The organism is Desulfovibrio simplex (assembly GCF_055387835.1).
In genome coordinates, this window is sequence record NZ_AP042377.1 from 851,594 (window position 1) to 867,255 (window position 15,662).

General features: G+C 58.0%; 14 protein-coding genes and 1 tRNA gene. 9 read left to right on the top strand and 6 right to left on the bottom strand.

Features of this window, described 5'->3' with window-relative positions:
• The first annotated feature begins 95 nt into the window (after positions 1–95).
• The 3 genes from ACZ5DH_RS03495 to ACZ5DH_RS03505 are packed head-to-tail and all read left to right on the top strand — an operon-like array spanning position 96 to position 2,983.
• Complete coding sequence (locus tag ACZ5DH_RS03495; RefSeq protein WP_464255770.1) at positions 96–1,199, top strand: metal ABC transporter substrate-binding protein; 1,104 nt, start codon at positions 96–98, stop codon at positions 1,197–1,199.
• A complete protein-coding gene (locus ACZ5DH_RS03500; protein WP_464255771.1) occupies positions 1,186–2,124 on the top strand; it encodes a metal ABC transporter ATP-binding protein in 939 nt (312 codons plus the stop codon). Before ACZ5DH_RS03495 ends, ACZ5DH_RS03500 begins: the two co-directional genes overlap by 14 nt.
• The gene (locus ACZ5DH_RS03505; protein ID WP_464255772.1) at positions 2,117–2,983 is read left to right on the top strand and encodes a metal ABC transporter permease; all 867 of its coding nucleotides are present in this window, start codon (positions 2,117–2,119) and stop codon (positions 2,981–2,983) included. The genes ACZ5DH_RS03500 and ACZ5DH_RS03505 overlap by 8 nt, the downstream gene beginning before the upstream one ends.
• A gap of 113 nt (positions 2,984–3,096) precedes the next feature.
• Here the strand turns inward: ACZ5DH_RS03505 and tpx are convergent, their stop codons facing one another.
• Positions 3,097–3,600 carry a thiol peroxidase gene (gene tpx / locus ACZ5DH_RS03510; RefSeq protein WP_464255773.1) on the bottom strand — a complete coding sequence of 168 codons (504 nt, stop codon included), beginning with the start codon at positions 3,598–3,600 and terminating at the stop codon, positions 3,097–3,099.
• A gap of 284 nt (positions 3,601–3,884) precedes the next feature.
• Here tpx and hslU point away from each other — a divergent pair, with 284 nt between their 5' ends.
• A complete protein-coding gene (hslU, locus tag ACZ5DH_RS03515; protein WP_464255774.1) occupies positions 3,885–5,198 on the top strand; it encodes an ATP-dependent protease ATPase subunit HslU in 1,314 nt (437 codons plus the stop codon).
• 707 nt (positions 5,199–5,905) lie between these two features.
• Here hslU and ACZ5DH_RS03520 read toward each other — a convergent pair.
• Positions 5,906–5,981, bottom strand: a tRNA-Lys gene (locus ACZ5DH_RS03520).
• Between the two features lie 166 nt (positions 5,982–6,147).
• Between ACZ5DH_RS03520 and ACZ5DH_RS03525 the strand changes: the two genes are divergently transcribed.
• From ACZ5DH_RS03525 to ACZ5DH_RS03540, 4 genes are all read left to right on the top strand, one after another.
• Entirely contained in the window at positions 6,148–8,070 is a 1,923-nt protein-coding gene (locus ACZ5DH_RS03525; RefSeq protein WP_464255775.1) for a protein-disulfide reductase DsbD family protein, read from the top strand.
• A gap of 128 nt (positions 8,071–8,198) precedes the next feature.
• On the top strand, positions 8,199–8,675 hold the full coding sequence (locus ACZ5DH_RS03530) for a chemotaxis protein CheW (RefSeq protein WP_464255776.1): 477 nt from the start codon (positions 8,199–8,201) through the stop codon (positions 8,673–8,675).
• Positions 8,676–9,111: 436 nt separating this feature from the next.
• Positions 9,112–9,348 (top strand): hypothetical protein, encoded by a 237-nt coding sequence (locus ACZ5DH_RS03535; RefSeq protein WP_464255777.1) that lies wholly within the window; start codon positions 9,112–9,114, stop codon positions 9,346–9,348.
• Positions 9,349–9,561 carry a hypothetical protein gene (locus ACZ5DH_RS03540; RefSeq protein ID WP_464255778.1) on the top strand — a complete coding sequence of 71 codons (213 nt, stop codon included), beginning with the start codon at positions 9,349–9,351 and terminating at the stop codon, positions 9,559–9,561. It begins immediately after the preceding gene.
• 48 nt (positions 9,562–9,609) lie between these two features.
• Here the strand turns inward: ACZ5DH_RS03540 and ACZ5DH_RS03545 are convergent, their stop codons facing one another.
• From ACZ5DH_RS03545 to ACZ5DH_RS03555, 3 genes are all read right to left on the bottom strand, one after another.
• Positions 9,610–9,840 carry a hypothetical protein gene (locus tag ACZ5DH_RS03545; protein WP_320351197.1) on the bottom strand — a complete coding sequence of 77 codons (231 nt, stop codon included), beginning with the start codon at positions 9,838–9,840 and terminating at the stop codon, positions 9,610–9,612.
• Between the two features lie 80 nt (positions 9,841–9,920).
• On the bottom strand, positions 9,921–12,749 hold the full coding sequence (locus tag ACZ5DH_RS03550) for a TIGR03960 family B12-binding radical SAM protein (RefSeq protein WP_464255779.1): 2,829 nt from the start codon (positions 12,747–12,749) through the stop codon (positions 9,921–9,923).
• A gap of 87 nt (positions 12,750–12,836) precedes the next feature.
• Positions 12,837–13,178 carry a hypothetical protein gene (locus ACZ5DH_RS03555; RefSeq protein ID WP_464255780.1) on the bottom strand — a complete coding sequence of 114 codons (342 nt, stop codon included), beginning with the start codon at positions 13,176–13,178 and terminating at the stop codon, positions 12,837–12,839.
• Positions 13,179–13,278: 100 nt separating this feature from the next.
• Here ACZ5DH_RS03555 and rnc point away from each other — a divergent pair, with 100 nt between their 5' ends.
• The gene (gene rnc, locus ACZ5DH_RS03560; RefSeq protein ID WP_464255781.1) at positions 13,279–14,010 is read left to right on the top strand and encodes a ribonuclease III; all 732 of its coding nucleotides are present in this window, start codon (positions 13,279–13,281) and stop codon (positions 14,008–14,010) included.
• 126 nt (positions 14,011–14,136) lie between these two features.
• Here the strand turns inward: rnc and ACZ5DH_RS03565 are convergent, their stop codons facing one another.
• Complete coding sequence (locus ACZ5DH_RS03565) at positions 14,137–15,042, bottom strand: flagellin N-terminal helical domain-containing protein (protein ID WP_464255782.1); 906 nt, start codon at positions 15,040–15,042, stop codon at positions 14,137–14,139.
• Between the last annotated feature and the right edge of the window lie 620 nt (positions 15,043–15,662).

Below are 15,662 nucleotides of genomic sequence, written 5' to 3' on the forward strand. Positions count from 1 at the left end.
GCCTTCCTTTGTCGTCCTGCCTGATCTGGCAGCCTTGACAGGCCCATAGTGGAAGCATAACCAAGAACGCGGACTTGGTGAAATGGAGTAATGCCATGAAAAAAAAGATATTTATGCTTTTTCGGTTCAGCGCCGCCGCAATTGTGATCGCAGCTTGCCTCGCCAGTGCCGGCGTGCTCATGCCCCAGGCTGCTTCGGCTGCGTCCGGCCAGGGCAAACTGCGCATTCTTGCAACAACATACCCCGTATACCTTCTCGCGCGTAATGTGGTTCAGTCGAGCCCCGGCGCGCAGGTGGATCTTCTTGTTCCGGCCCAGACAGGTTGCCCGCACGACTACGCCCTGACCCCCAAGGACATGCAGAAGCTGGCCCAGGCCGACGTGCTGCTGCTCAACGGTCTCGGTCTGGACGATTTTATGCTCAAGGCATTGCCCAAAGCCAAGCCGGGTCTGGTTGTGGTGGACAGCAGCGCGGGCGTCACCCCCCTGAAGGAAGGCGACGCCCACGAAGACGGAGATGAGGATCACGAAGGGCACGAGGGCGGGCATGCGGATCATGACGGGCACGAGCATGCCGCACGCCACGGGCAAGAAGAAAGCGCCCACGGCCATGACGGCCATGAACACGGCCACGATCATGGCCATGATCACGACCACGGGCACCACCACGACCACGGCGGCATCAATCCGCATGCCTTTGCAAGCCCCAGTCAGGCGGCCATTATGGTGAAGAACATGGCTCAGGGGCTGGCCAAGGCCGATCCGCAGAACGCCGCGTCGTATGAATCCAGCGCCCGCGCGTATGAAAAGGTTCTGTCGGGCCTGAGCGAGCGCCTCGCCGCTCTGGGCAATAAGGCCCCCAACAAGGGCATAGCGCTTATGCACGACGCCCTGTCCTATATGGCGCGTGACGCCGGCCTTGAAGTTGTTGCCGTTATTCAGGAGAACGAGGAAGCACAGCCTTCGGCGGGGCGTCTTATCAAGGTGGCGGCGATACTGCGGGAACACAGGCCCGCCCTCATTGCCGGCGAACCGCAATATTCGGACAAGGCCGTGCAGACGCTCGCCCGTGAAGTGGGCATACCCGCGGCCCAGCTGGATTCTCTGGCTTCGGGCCCGGCCAGCCCCTCGCTGGACCATTATGAAAAGACCATGAACAGCAACATCAACATTCTTGAGAAGTATTTTGAGCCGCGCTGACCGTACCGCTCCTGCCCTTGTTTTTGACCATGTGAGCGTGTGCCGTGGCGGAAGGCTCATCCTTGAGGATGTGTGCGCCACCGTGCCCGCCGGCAGCAGCACCGTGCTTGTGGGGCCCAACGGCGCGGGCAAGACCTCGCTGCTGCTCTGTCTTATAGGTGAAATGAGCTACTCGGGCCGTATTGAGGCGGCAGGCCAGTCCGGCCTGCCGCGCACGGCCTATGTGCCGCAGTATCTCCATATGGACGCCAGCCTGCCCCTGCGCGTGGAAGAGTTTTTGGCGCTCAACCGCCAACGCCGTCCGCTGTGGTTCGGCCTCAGCCATTCTGTGCGCGCGGAGACGCGCAGGCTGTTGCGTATGGTGCAGGCCGAACGGCTTGAAGACAGGCGGTTGAGCGATCTTTCGGGCGGCGAAATGCGCCGGGTGCTGCTGGCTGCGGCCCTGGGTCGCGAACCCCGGCTGCTGGTGCTCGACGAGCCTGCCGCAGGAGTCGATGTGCAGGGTGAACGGCTGTTCTGGGAAGTGCTGGACAAAGTCCGCATGGAGCAGGGCTTTACCCAGATAATTGTCAGCCATAACCTGTCGCTGGCGGCCCACTATGCGACCCACGTCATATGCCTCAACAGGAAGGTCTGCGCCGAGGGCGCGCCCCACGAGGCCCTTGGCGCGTCTGTGCTCATGCAGCTTTTTGGCGTGCCCATCCATCTGTATCCTGACCAGTGCGACCCTGCTGACCCGGCCTGCCCCCAGTGCGGGGCCGTGTGCGCGCCGGAACGGCTGCTGCCAGCCTATGCCAGCATACAGCGCCGTGGCGGCGCGAAGGCGACAAAGGAAGGTTTGTTGACGCAGGATGGCAGCCCGGACGGGCGCTCAGGCAAAGGCACGGACGACGGTGCAGCCGCCGGGGAGGCCGGACATGCCTGATCTGACCTTTATATACGATCTTTTGGGCCGCCTGCCGCTGGACTGCCTGCACATGCGCTTCATGCAGCAGGCCATGTTTGGCCTGCTTTTGCTGGCCCCTATGGCTTCGGTGCTTGGGGTGGAGGTCATCAGCTTTCGCATGGCCTTTTTCTCCGACGCCATCGGGCATTCTGCCTTCGCCGGAGTGGCCCTGGGCCTTATTCTGGCTATAAACCCGCGTATTTCCATGCCGATTTTCGGCGTGCTGGTGGGGCTCGGCATCATGGCCGTGCGGCGGCGCAGCAATCTTTCCGGCGACACGGTCATAGGCATAGTGTTTTCTGCGGTTGTGGCCTTTGGCCTGGCCGTGGTCAGCCGTGCCCCAGGGGTGGGGCGCGACATGCAACGCTTTTTGTACGGCGACATTCTCACCATTACGGAAGCCGAAACGGGTTTTCTGCTGCTGCTTTTTTTCGCCATGCTGCTTTTTCAGATAGCGGGCTACAACAGGCTGCTGTATATCGCCCTTAACCCCGTCATGGCCCGCGTGCACGGCGTGCGCGTTGCCTTGTGGCAGTACGCTTTTGCGGCGCTGCTGGCCCTTGTCGTCATGTTTTCCGTATGGGCGGTGGGGGTGCTGCTTGTGACGGCCCTGCTTATCGTGCCTGCGGCCACGGCCAGAAATCTGGCCGCCACGGCTGGAGGCATGTTTTGGTGGGCGCTGGTTGTGGGGCTGAGTTCGGCCTTTATCGGCCTTGTGCTTTCTGCGCAGGAATGGATGTCCACGGCCAGCGGAGCCACCGTGATTCTTGTATCGTGCTGCTGGTTTGGCGTGAGCGCCCTGGTGCCCGGCCTGCGCGGAGGCCGAAAAAGCGCCTGACGCGTCGGATGATGCGCGTGCGGGCCAAGAGTGCTGTTTACAAGAAAGCCTCCCTGTCACGACAGGGAGGCTTTCGGTATACGCTGGCAAGGAAGGGCAGGGTGCCCGCGCAGTTATGCAAGTTTTTTCACAGCGGCCAGGGCCGCGTCATAATCCGGCTCGTTGGCAACTTCAGGAACAAGCTGGGTATAGGCAACCGTGCCGTCAGGGGCCACAACCACGATGGCACGGGCCAGCAGGCGCAGTTCATCAATAAGCAGACCGTAGTCCTTGCCGAAACTTCTTTCTTTGTAGTCAGAGAGGGTTTCGACAGACTGGACGCCCGCAGCGCCGCACCAGCGGGCCTGGGCAAAAGGCAGGTCGCAGCTTACGGCCACGATGCGCACCTTGTCGGAAAGGGCGGCGGCTTCCTTGTTGAAACGGCGCACTTCCATATCGCATGTAGGAGTATCAAGAGAGGGCACGCTTACCAGCACAAGTACCTTGCCCGCGTAGTCCTTGAGGCTGCGGGGGCTGAGGTTGTTGGCGGCCAGGGTGAAGTCGGGGGCTTTTTGCCCGACTGCAGGCCGGTTGCCGATGAGATGGAGAGGTGTGCCCTTGAAAGTGACTGTATTCATACGGAACTCCTTGTGCCTTTGTTTATGAAACCATTGTGCTACAAGTGCTCTGGATAGTCAATAATTGTTATCAACAAGCACGGGCCAAGCCATGCTTCACTCAAGAGACGCCGCCCTTCAGAACTGCATCATGGCAAATGCGAAGCATGCCGTCGAGTGAATAATGGCGACATTTTTATGTCGTGCTGGCAGACCCGTTAGCGCGTCAAATTTGTACCGCGCCATTGCCAGATCGGTTGCAGTGCCTATATTGACAGACAGAGCAAACTTATCAGGAGCAATTGATGAGCACCTTGACACCCCGTGAGATCGTGGCCGAACTGAATAAATTTGTTGTGGGTCAGGAACAGGCCAAGCGCATGGTTGCCGTTGCCGTGCGCAATCGCTGGCGCAGGCAGCATCTGCCGCTTGATCTGCGCGACGAGGTTTCGCCCAAGAACATCATCATGATGGGGCCGACCGGCGTGGGCAAGACCGAAATAGCGCGCCGTCTGGCCAAACTTTCGGGCGCGCCCTTTATCAAGGTGGAGGCCACCAAGTTCACCGAAGTGGGCTACGTTGGGCGGGATGTGGAATCTATGGTGCGCGATCTGATGGAGATCGGCATAAACCTTGTGCGCGACGAGGAAAACTCCCGCGTGCGCAAAGCCGCCGAAGCCGCTGCGGAATCGCGCCTGATGGATCTTTTGCTGCCCAGCTCCTTCGGGTTGGAAGACCGCTCTTCAACGCGCGAAAAACTGTTGCAGCAGTTCCGCCTCGGTTTTCTGGACACCCGCGAAGTTGAAATGGAAGTGACGGAAATGGGCGGCGGCGGGGTGGACATTTTTGCCATACCCGGCATGGAGCAGATGGGCGGCCAGGTCAAGGACATGTTCAGCAAGGCCTTTCCGCCCAAGCGCAGCCGCCGCAAGATGAAGATTCGTGACGCTTTCAATGTGCTGGTGCAGGAAGAGTCAGGCAAGCTGGTTGATCAGGACGCCCTGGTGGAGCGCGCCAAGGAAAGGGTGGAGCAGACCGGCATCATCTTTATTGACGAAATAGACAAGATCGCCAGTTCATCGCAGAACCGCACTTCGGATATTTCGCGCGAAGGCGTGCAACGCGACCTGTTGCCCATTGTGGAGGGCAGTTCCGTGAATACCAAGTACGGCATGATCCGCACGGACCATGTGCTGTTTATCGCGGCGGGCGCGTTCCATTTCAGCAAACCCTCGGACATGATTCCTGAATTGCAGGGGCGTTTTCCCTTGCGTGTGGAGCTTCAGGCCCTGGGTCGCGAAGAGTTTTTACGCATTCTTACCGAACCGGACAACGCCCTTACCAAGCAGTATGAAGCCCTGCTGGGCACAGAGCAGATACGGTTGCGCTTTACCGAAGACGGCCTGGAAGAAATTGCCGCCTTTGCTGAAGACATCAATTCCCGTTCGGAAAACATCGGCGCGCGCCGTCTGTATACCATTATGGAAAAGATACTGTCTGACATTTCATTTGACGCCCCGGACATGCCGGGCGCGCAAATCGTGGTCAACAAGGCCTATGTGGCCGAACATCTCCAGGACGTGCGCAAGGACCAGGATCTGACGCTGTACATCCTTTAGGGAAACGTGACGCTTTAATGGCCCTGGCGGCTGCGGAAGCGGGCGCAGGCAAAGAAACCCGCGATTCGTAACTGCTCAAAAAAACGAGCCTCTCCGTTAAGGGAGAGGCTCGTTTTTTTGTACCATCGCTTTTTTGTAACAACTCTGGCATAACGGGCGGTTGTAATTTGCGTTATGGTAGTCTGCCTGGCGGCCACCCGCCTGAAACGAAAGGTTCCGGTTGCCCGCACTGGCGCCGGCAGGCATGAAATTGGGGGGATCAGCCGCCCGCATACGCGGCAGGCATGAAAATGCGTTTTTTCCCGATGACGTTGCGGCGCCGTATGGCGCGGGCATAAAGGAAAGATGGACTTGCTCTTCCAGTAGGGATAAAATCTTTCCAATGCTGAGATGCTTAACGTCTTCCCCTTGGGGTCACATGCTGTCTGTTGTTTGTCGAACCGCTCGTGTAATTGCGAGGGTCAGTATGCTTGTGTCCTGTCATTACCGTCTGCTTGCCAGAACTAAAAAAACAGCTTCGGCACAGCCCGCGGCCACGCAACAGTACTGCGGCAGCGCTGTTGCGTATGTGATTTCTGACGCAGGCGTGTCGTATATGGTCTCAGTATGCGCCCGCGCGTTGCGTTGCTTCCTTGCATGTGTTGGCGCGCAGTATCGCAAATATCAAAAAAGGTTCGTGGCTTGTAACCACGAACCTTTGATTTTTCTGGTGGGCCATCAGGGACTCGAACCCCGAACCAACTGATTAAGAGTCAGCTGCTCTACCAATTGAGCTAATGACCCGCATTGCGTGAAAAGGGGTTTACGCTGATGGGTACCAACTGTCAAGCGTGTTTGAATAAAAAAATGGAAAGAAAGAGTTAACATAGTGAAATTTAAAAACGTTTTTTTAAAAAAGCTTTTTAACCCAAAAAACGTCCCCCTGGTCCTGTGGCTGATGCCCCTGTGTATGGCCTTGTCCCTCTTTGTTTTTTCAGGCCAAGCACGCGCCAACACGTTGGGAATCCGGCTTGAAACGGCTCTGGACGGCGATGCCGTTGTCGGCGCCCTGCGCCTCACGTTGCCCAAGGATGTACACGCTTACGCTCATGACCCCGGCGATGCGGGGCGTCCCACTACCCTGCGCTTCAGTGTCGCCGGTGGGCCGCCGCAGGCCGTGTGGTATCCGGAAGGGGCGGTGCAGCGGGACTTTTATGATCCTTCGGCCACCATTTTCGTTTATGAAGGCGAGGTGACCCTCTATGTGCTTTTGTCCCGAGAGGACGAAGGCAAGCCCTATACGGCGGACATAAGCATGCTTTTGTGTTCCACGCGCAACTGCATGCCCGTCAACCAGCAGGTGAAGGAGGTGGTGCCCCAGGCAACGCAGCCTCTTGAGGCTATGCCCTGGGCTGCCCAATGGCGCAGCCTGAAAAAGCAGCCGCCCAGATCTGTTGCCGATGATGCGGCCGAGGGTGTGCAGCTTTTTGGAGAGGCTCCGGCCGTAACTGATCGACAAGGTTCATCAGCGAGCGCTCCGGGGGCAGGGAAGTCTGAAGGCATAGCCCGTTGGCTTGAATCGCAGGGAGAGACTGTGGGAGCTGGTAACGGCCCGACCGCAGCGGAAGACGGGCAGATGCAAAAGCCCTTGCCCCCCATGGATGATTTTGTGAACCTGACGCCACGGTATGTAAATGAATCCATGGAGATAACCAGTCTTGGAAAGGCGCTGCTCTTTGGCATACTGGCCGGGTTGCTGCTCAATGCCATGCCCTGCGTGCTGCCTGTATTGACTTTCAAGGTCAGTGGTCTGCTTATGGTGGGCGGCTGCGGCAAGGAGGGCCTCAGGCATTTCAGGCGGCACAACATCTGCTTTGCGGCGGGCGTTATGACCCTTTTCAGCGCTCTTGCCCTTGTTCTCGGTCTCGCGGATCTCATGTGGGGGCAACTGTACCAGAATCAGGCCGTGCTCCTGGTCATGCTGCTGCTCGTTTTTCTGATGGGTCTGTCCATGCTGGGAGTTTTCACCCTGCCTGTCATTGACCTCAAAACTGGGGCAAACACAAAAAATCCCTGCCTTCAGGCGTATTTCACCGGGCTTGTGTCCACGTTTCTGGCAACGCCCTGCAGCGGGCCGCTTTTGGGCGGCGTGCTCGGCTGGGCCTTTACACAGCCCCTTATGGTGGTCATGGTCGTTTTTTGGGCAGTGGGCCTGGGTATGGCCCTGCCGTATGTGCTTTTCAGCATCTGGCCCGCGCTGGCGCGCATTTTGCCCAAACCGGGAGCCTGGATGCATATTTTTGAGCGCGTGGTGGGCTTTTTTCTGATGGGCACTGCGTTGTACCTGCTTTCCATCCTGCCGGTGGAAAAACACATGCAGGTGTTAAGCGTTCTGCTGGTTGTGGCCCTGTGCGCCTGGCTCTGGGGGCGGTACTGCGGCATATCCGCACCGCCTTTGCGCCGCAGGATTGTGGGGCTTGCCTGCCTGGGACTTTTGCTGGCTTCCTTCATGTGGGTATTGCGCCCTGTGGCGCCCCTGCCGCAATGGCGCGATTTCAGCCCGCAGACGTTTGAGGCTGGCCTGGGCAAAAAACCCATGCTGCTGGAGTTCACCGCCGACTGGTGCCCCAACTGCAAATTTATGGAGGCTACCGTTCTGACGGACGAACGCTTGCGCCGTTTGCAGGCCCGTTACAATATGGAGCTTGTTCGCGTGGACCTCACCAATGCCAATGCCTACGCCGTGCGCCTGTTGGAGGCCCTGGGCAGCAAGAGCATTCCCCTCACGGCGCTTTTTCCCGGAGGCGACATGGCCACAGCCCCTCTGGTGCTGCGTGATGTCTACGGGAGTGAGAGTCTGGAGCAGGCCATGCGCGACGCATTTGGCAGATAGCGATTTTGGGGGCAGACCTATGGAGCTTTACCAATTTGTCGATAAGCCCTATAGTAAACATCGGCAGGCCTAAGGCTGAGGCTGGCGGCCTTTACAGGTTGAGCGGCTGGTTGCAACAAGGAGCGCACATGGATGTAAATCAGAGAAAACAGGAAGACGAACTTCTGCAACTGGTGACTTTCAGCATCGGCGAGGAGGAGTTCGGGGTTAACATCCTGAAAGTGCAGGAAATTATCCGCACTATGGAGATCACCAGGGTACCCCGCGCTCCGGAATTTGTTGAAGGCGTCATCAATTTGCGTGGAAAGGTGATTCCCATCATTGATCTGCGCCGTCGTTTCGGTCTTGCGTCAAAAACGCACGACAAGAACACGCGGATCATTGTTATTGAAATCAACAATATCATCGTAGGCTTTGTGGTCGACGCGGTTTCCGAAGTGCTGCGCATTCCCGCCAGCACGGTTGAGCCGCCGCCGCCCGTGGTGGCCGGAGTGGATTCGGACTATATCAGCGGCGTTGGCAAGCTTCAGGATCGTTTGCTCATCATGCTTGATCTGGACAAGCTGCTTTCCAACGACGATATGGAAAGGCTCGGCGGCATCTAACCGCGCCGGGATAGCAAGCTTTTTTCAGGGCGAAAGCTGATGGCTTTCGCCCTTTTTACATGCACAAGCCTTTTACGCTGCAGGCTCGCTGTTGTCCGCCGGTTCCGGCAAACCCTTTGGGACGAAGCCGGGCAGTGCGTCGCCGCCCTGTGTAGGGCAGTTTACGAATGAAATGAGTTAACTGGTCTGCAAGGATTTTCTTGAAAATCCTTGCCACGAAATGTGAGCAGGCAGGCTTTTGCCTGCCGTACGCGGGTATTTCAAGTCACCGCTCTAGAGCAGATTAACTTTGAAATGTTTCACATTTCAAAGTGTTCATTCAGCCGAAAAATGCGATTTTCGGCTGAATCCACGCCACGTTGTGGCGCGCTGCACTTTCGTGCAGCGTTAGAGCATTTACACTTTTTCAAAGTTGAAATGCTCTAGTAGAGAAATTATGTCCGTATCTATCTCAATTATAAAAACGAACAAGAAGGAATTTCTGGCGCTTCTTTTGTTGGGTGACGAACAGGAAGACATGATTGACCGCTACCTTGAACGTGGCGACCTTTTTGTGCTGCGCAATGGCGAGGTCAGAAGCGTATGCGTGGTCACTCAGGAAGGCGAAGGGGTATTTGAAATAAAAAATCTGGCCACGGATGCCAGATATCAGGGACAGGGCTACGGAGCCTGAATGGTGCGGCACGTATGCGGGTTTTATGGGAACAAAGGGCGCACCATGCTGGTGGGCACGGACGAAAACCCGCGGGTGCTGCGTTTTTATGGGCGGTGCGGATTTGCATATTCGCACCGCCTCAAGGATTTTTTCGTGAAAAATTACCGCCATCCCATTGTGGAAGACGGCATTCTTCTGCGAGGCATGGTCTATCTGAAAAAGAAGCTGTGAGCTTTTTTCCATTGCCATGGCTGCGCCGGTTTTTCCGGCTGGCCCCGCCTATTTGGCTTCGGGCCGGGTATTTATGCGGCGGCTGGAACGCAGGGTCAATTCTTCCACAATGACTTTCTCATAGTCCGGCGCCAGAGAAAAATCGGCATGCAGTTCCGCACAGATCATGTTTTCAATTTGCTGCGTTTCTTCCCATATTTCAAGCAGCTCGTCGTCAGCCAGAGTTTTGACGCGCTGTGCAAAGGGTTCTTCGTCAGCAAAGGGGATACAGGAAGCCATATGTTTTCTCCCGTGGGCAAAGACAAAAAGCCGACACAATGGTAGCCAGCGGACGTTGCATCCCCTTGGAGGGGCCGTTCCTACGGATACAGTTTTTCGTCAGCGAATATTTGCGCAGTTTTTACCAGCTTCAGCCTGGGGCGCAAGGTATCAGGCATTCCCATGGGCTGCAATATAGCCATGACGAAAAGCAGGGGCGACAGATAACCACTACTCCAGTCAGCTACAAATGTCACGGACTCAATGGCATTTTCCTGCTGCTCTGGCGCAGGGGTTTCCCACTGCCGCAACATTGCCCTGATATTGGCGGTGCGGGGGCCTTTTTTTGTGTCGCGCGTAAAATTCAGTTCAGGCAATGCGGCAAAGTCTTCAAAGCACCGGACAACCTGCCCGTATTCTTCGGGGGTTGGCAGGGACAGGCAAAAAGCCTCGGCTATGGCCTGTTCGGTGCGGTGGCTTTTGTCCACGTATTCAACACGCAGGATTTCCATGCCGGGCGGCAGAAGAGGGTTCAGGCGGTCGGCAACTTCCTGCGGCGGAAGAATTTTGTGCAGGGTCAGGGCAAACCATTCCGCCCGGCTTTCCACGCCAACCGGCAGGGCCCGTCCAAAGGACATGAGCGGCATGGGATGAAAACCCTGAGAAAAAGCCATGGGCAGACCTGCCCGGCGCAGGGCGCGGTCAAGAACGGCTTGCAGCTCCAGTTGGCTCAGGTAGGCGCAGCCGCCAGCCTTGCTGTGCCATATCCGGTATTGCGCCGCCTTGACTGTCAGTTCCGCGGTTATTTTTGGGGGGCGGCTGGCGGGCGGTCGGCACACAAGGCGGCCCTCTTCGTCCCGGCTGGGCTGATGGGCGCGCTGGTCGCGCTGCGAAAAAATGAGCCTGTTGCGGTGCTGATGGCTGTCCGGCAGGGGCGTGTCGTGCCGGGCGCCGGCAGACGCGGAATTTTTTTGCGCGTTGTGCGCAAGGGAACCGCAGTCAGTGTCAGCGCTGGTTTGTGCGCCCGCCGGAGCTTCGTTTAGAGGGGCCTCGTTCTGGGGGGCCGCATCACATGATGCCTCGTCCAGAGGAGCGACACAGTTGGGCGAAGGCGTGTGCGGCATGCGCGACGGCCCGGCCTTGGTGTCACAGGCCCCGCACTGGCGGCAGGCCCCGTAGCGGCAGTCATCGGTAACTTTTTCCCCAAGAGCGCGTTGCCATTCACGCAGCAAAAATTCTTCGGAAATGCCCGCCTCAAGATGTCCCCAGGGCAGGGGGCTGCCCGGCTGGCGTTCACCCGTGCATTCCTGCGCGCTCAAGCCGCATTCTTCCAGCGCTTCCAGCCAGGGAGCAAGCGCAAAGTGCTCCATCCAGCTGGTGAAGATGGAACCCTTGCGGTAGGCCTTTTCCACCACATCGGCCATGCGGCGGTCCGCGCGGGACAAAATGCCTTCCAGATGGCTCATGGCGGGTTCGTGCCAGCGCAGTTTAAGGAATTTTTGCCCCTTGAACTGCTGTCGCACCAAATGGACACGCCGCTGGATCTCTTCCTGGCTGATCTGGGGCACCCACTGAAACGGCGTAAAGGGCTTTGGCACAAAGGGTGAAAGGGCCGCCGTGACTTGCAGGCGCGGGCTGCCGCGTCCTGCGGCGTCACGCACCTTGAGGCACGTTTCGGTTATGGCGGCCAGATCTTCGTCCGTTTCGGTCGGAAGGCCGATCATGAAATAGAGCTTTACCTGCCGCCAGCCATGCTCAAGCAGCTTCTGGGCATGCAACAGCAGGTCTTCTTCAGTCACGCCCTTGTTGATGACGTCACGCAGTCGCTGGCTGCCGGCCTCCGGGGCCAGGGTGCAGCCGGTACGGCGCAGGTCGGCCATGCGCTCGATGATTTCGTCGTCAATGGAGCCCACCCGCAACGAAGGCAGGGAAAGGCCGATCTGTTCACGGGCGCAACGGTCCAGCGCGCTGAAGCACAGGGTCTTCAGGGCTGAAAAATCGCCTGTGCTGAGCGACAGAAAAGAAATTTCGTCAAAGCCGGTTTCACTGAGGCAATCGTCCATCAGGGTCTGGATGGTTTCCAGCGAACGCTCGCGCACCGGGCGGTAGACCATGCCCGCGTGGCAAAAGCGGCAGCCGCGCGTACAGCCGCGCGCGATTTCCAGTGACAGCCTGTTATGTACGGCCCCCACAGGTACCACCTGTTTGGCGGGATAGGGGGTGTTGTTGATGTCCGCCACGATGCGGCGGGCTGGCCGCGTATAGTCGGCCATCAGGGGCACGGGCGGGGCGGTCGGCGCTTCAGGCCGGGCCGTGAAGAGAGAGGGCACGTATACGCCGGGAATATGCCGGGCCTCGAGCAGCAGACGTTCACGAGTCCAGCCGGAATCCAGCGCTTTTTCAAGCAGTTCCAGAACGTCAGGCAGGCTTTCTTCGCCATCGCCCAGCACCATGACGTCAATAAAGGGCGTCAGCGGCTCCGCGCTGAGCAGCGCGCCGCCCCCGGCAATGACAAGGGGGCAGGCCGTAAGATCCTGCGGCCGGTCAGCCGTGCGCAGGGGAATGCCAGCCAGATCAAGCATGTAGAGGACGTTGGTATAACAAAGTTCATGCGTGATGGAAAAGCTCAGGCAATGGGTCTGGCCCAGCGGGGTGTCTGATTCCAGCGTGGCCAGTGGCGTATGGTGGGCGCGCAGGATATCACCTGCTTCGCGCTCGGGAGCCATAACCCGTTCAGCCCACCAGTGCGGGCGGCTGTTGACGATATTGTACAGAATCTTTTGCCCCAGATAGGACATGCCGACGTCATAGGTATCAGGAAAGGCCAGGGCCACACGCAGGCGCACGTTCCGGGGGTCTTTTCGGCAGACGTTGTCTTCAATGCCGGCATAGCGGCTGGGTTTGGGCAAAAGCGGCAGCAGGGAACGCATGGTCTTCCTTATGGGGGCAAAAGGCGGAGGGTGCGAAAAGGGCGGCCTTGCGCGCCGCCCTTGAAAAAAGCCAGAACAGGAAACGGACTACTTGATCAGGCCGCTGCCTGAACCACCGAGAGGATCGGAGCTGAACTGCATCCTGCCCAGGCCGCCAGCCACGGTGAGGTTGGTGCAGGCTTCGATGTACTTGTCCTGAAGTTCCTTGGGGGTGCTGGCGTAGCGGTAGAGGAAATTTTTGCCGTCAAGGCTGCCGCTGAACTCGGGTTCAAAGGGGTATCCGTAAGGCAGCATCATCATTTGCACGCCCTGTTGCGTGGGAATGCTCTGGATGGCGGCCACATCATTGAGGCAATCTTTTTCGGCATCGTACTTGCCAATGACAAGTTCGCCCGTTACCAGCTTCATTAAACGAATATCATAAGCCATGCTTTGCTCCTGAGTGTTAATGGCTTTAGGTAGGCACTGGAGCAGCGCATGTCAAGGCATTTTCTGTTGCCTTGGCCGCCGAAAACGCTAAAATAACGCCATGCAGAATTTTGACGTTACACCAGAAAGAACTTCGGATACGGCTTTTGAACTTGTCAAAAAGCGGCTTGGGCACAGTTTTGCCCGGCGGGAATTGCTGGAACTGGCCCTGACGCACAGTTCGTGGGCCAATGAGTGCGCTTGTGGTCAGGAGCACAATGAGCGGCAGGAATTTCTCGGCGATGCCGTGCTTGAACTTTGCGTCTCGTGGGAGCTCTACAAGCGTTTTCCCACCGCGCGTGAAGGCGAGCTCACCAAGATGCGTTCAAACCTTGTGAGCGCCGTGAGCCTTGCTGAAAGAGCGCGCGATCTTGGCCTTGATGTCCTCCTCAAGCTGGGCAGAGGAGAAGAAAATCAGGGAGGCCGCAAGCGCGATGCCGTGCTCAGCGATGCGCTGGAGGCTGTATTGGCGGCTGTTTATGAAGATGGCGGCTTTGAGGCTGCCCAAAAAGCCGTGGCGCGTATATTCGCCGTGCAGTGGCCCGACAGGGCCGGGGACGGAAAAGCCTCAAAAGACTATAAAACCCGGCTACAGGAAGCCTCGCAGCAGCGTTTTGGCCAGGCGCCGCTCTATACGCGCTTGGCCAGTCACGGCCCCGAGCACTCCAAGGTTTTTGAAGTTTCTCTTCGTCTGCCTGACGGCAACCAGTTTGTGGCAAGCGGCAGCAGCTGCAAAAAAGCTGAACAGCAAGCAGCGCGCGACGCGTTGGAAACGCTCGGACACACGGAATAAGCCCTGCGACGGCTGTGTGGGCAAAAACAGTGATTTGGCGGAAGCGCCAGTTGTTTGGCCCGGTCCGGGAGCACGGCCCCCGGACCTCTCATATCTTTGGTCTTCCACAACCTACAGCACGATGACCTAGCCGCCGATGAGCTTCATGGCCATCTGTGGCAGCGAGTTCGCCTGCGAGAGCATGGCCACCGCAGACTGGCTCAGGATCTGATTGCGCACAAACTGCGTCATTTCCGTGGCGACGTCCACATCCGAAATGCGCGATTCGGCAGCCTGCAGATTTTCCGCCTGAGTATTCAGGTTGGTAATGGTATTTTCCAGGCGGTTCTGCATGGCGCCCAGATGCGCGCGGATCTTATCCTTGGAAACAATGGCGTCGGTGATGGCTTCCAAAGCCCGCTGTGCGGCCTGCTGCGTGGAGACGGTGCCGCCATTGCGCAGGTTACCGTTTTCGTCAAGGGCCTGGTTGCCGACGCCAAGGGCCGATGCCGTGCTGGTGCCGATCTTGATGTAGTAATAGTCTTCGGCCGAGTCGTTGCCCGTGCCAAAGTGGATCTTCATCTTGCCCGTGGCCGTCATGCCGCTGCCGTCATGAGTGTCGCCGGACAGAGAGCCGTTGAGCAGATGTATGCCGTTAAAGTCAGTGGCATTGGCGATACGGGTGATTTCCGAGGCCATGGCCTGATATTCGGATTCGATCATCAGGCGCTGGGTGGAATCGTACGTGCCCGTGGCCGCCTGTTCGGCCAGTTCCTTCATACGGGTGAGCTTTTCGTCAATAACGCCCAGAGCACCGTCGGCGGTCTGAATCATTGATATGGCGTCGTTGGCGTTGCGCGCGCCCTGTTGCAAGGTGGCGATGTCGGCCCGCTGCAGTTCGCGAATAGCCAGACCTGCGGCGTCGTCCGCAGCGCTGTTGACGCGCAAACCTGTTGAAAGGCGCTGTACCGACTTGCTCAACTGGGAATAGTGAGCATTCAAATTTCTGGCCGTGTTTGCGGCCATCATGTTGTGGTTAATAACCAAAGACATGGGGCACCTCCTGGTGGTTGCTAAGCTGCTGGGCATTTTGCAATCTGTGTGCCACAAAAAAATATTTTTTTATATCAGCATGTTGTATGTCTGATTTGCCCCTGGGAATTTTTTTCCGCCCTGCGGTGCGAAAATTTTGACGCTCTGGAGCGGGTAATGGCACGGCAAACGGGCAAATTGCGGCCGTTGCGGTAACAACATTTTTCAGCGCAGTCACGCGACATGGCTGTAGAAGCCAAGGCCTCACGGGGCGGGGTCTTTGCTGGAGCATGCCCGGCCCGTACATCAGGTGTGGCCAAGGCCGGGTATGGTGGTGCGCAGACCGGACAACAGAAAGCCGGACATCCAGACGTGCGCGCGGACTTTGGAGCCAACCAGCGCCATGGCTGCTTCGCATGCCGTGCATCCAGGCGCGCGTGGCACTTGGGTTCGACACGTTACGCCGTGCGTCCTGGCATGCGGGCGTGGCGGTGTCGCCTGCGAAAGGCCATGGCCGCAACAGCCAGCCATAATGGACACGCCAGGTCAGAATGGAGGAGGGGGCATCGCCGTCGCAGGAGCTCTGGGAAGATTCGCTGTGGCGATGCGCAATGTGTCGGAGCATTCACGCCAACGTGGGG

Coding starts and splice junctions, on each gene's coding strand:
- ACZ5DH_RS03495 (WP_464255770.1), top strand. CDS start 96: ATGAAAAAAAAGATATTTATGCTTTTTCGGTTCAGCGCCGCCGCAATT.
- ACZ5DH_RS03505 (WP_464255772.1), top strand. CDS start 2,117: ATGCCTGATCTGACCTTTATATACGATCTTTTGGGCCGCCTGCCGCTG.
- tpx (WP_464255773.1), bottom strand. CDS start 3,600: ATGAATACAGTCACTTTCAAGGGCACACCTCTCCATCTCATCGGCAAC.
- hslU (WP_464255774.1), top strand. CDS start 3,885: ATGAGCACCTTGACACCCCGTGAGATCGTGGCCGAACTGAATAAATTT.
- ACZ5DH_RS03525 (WP_464255775.1), top strand. CDS start 6,148: ATGGCCTTGTCCCTCTTTGTTTTTTCAGGCCAAGCACGCGCCAACACG.
- ACZ5DH_RS03530 (WP_464255776.1), top strand. CDS start 8,199: ATGGATGTAAATCAGAGAAAACAGGAAGACGAACTTCTGCAACTGGTG.
- ACZ5DH_RS03535 (WP_464255777.1), top strand. CDS start 9,112: ATGTCCGTATCTATCTCAATTATAAAAACGAACAAGAAGGAATTTCTG.
- ACZ5DH_RS03540 (WP_464255778.1), top strand. CDS start 9,349: ATGGTGCGGCACGTATGCGGGTTTTATGGGAACAAAGGGCGCACCATG.
- ACZ5DH_RS03545 (WP_320351197.1), bottom strand. CDS start 9,840: ATGGCTTCCTGTATCCCCTTTGCTGACGAAGAACCCTTTGCACAGCGC.
- ACZ5DH_RS03550 (WP_464255779.1), bottom strand. CDS start 12,749: ATGCGTTCCCTGCTGCCGCTTTTGCCCAAACCCAGCCGCTATGCCGGC.
- ACZ5DH_RS03555 (WP_464255780.1), bottom strand. CDS start 13,178: ATGGCTTATGATATTCGTTTAATGAAGCTGGTAACGGGCGAACTTGTC.
- rnc (WP_464255781.1), top strand. CDS start 13,279: ATGCAGAATTTTGACGTTACACCAGAAAGAACTTCGGATACGGCTTTT.
- ACZ5DH_RS03565 (WP_464255782.1), bottom strand. CDS start 15,042: ATGTCTTTGGTTATTAACCACAACATGATGGCCGCAAACACGGCCAGA.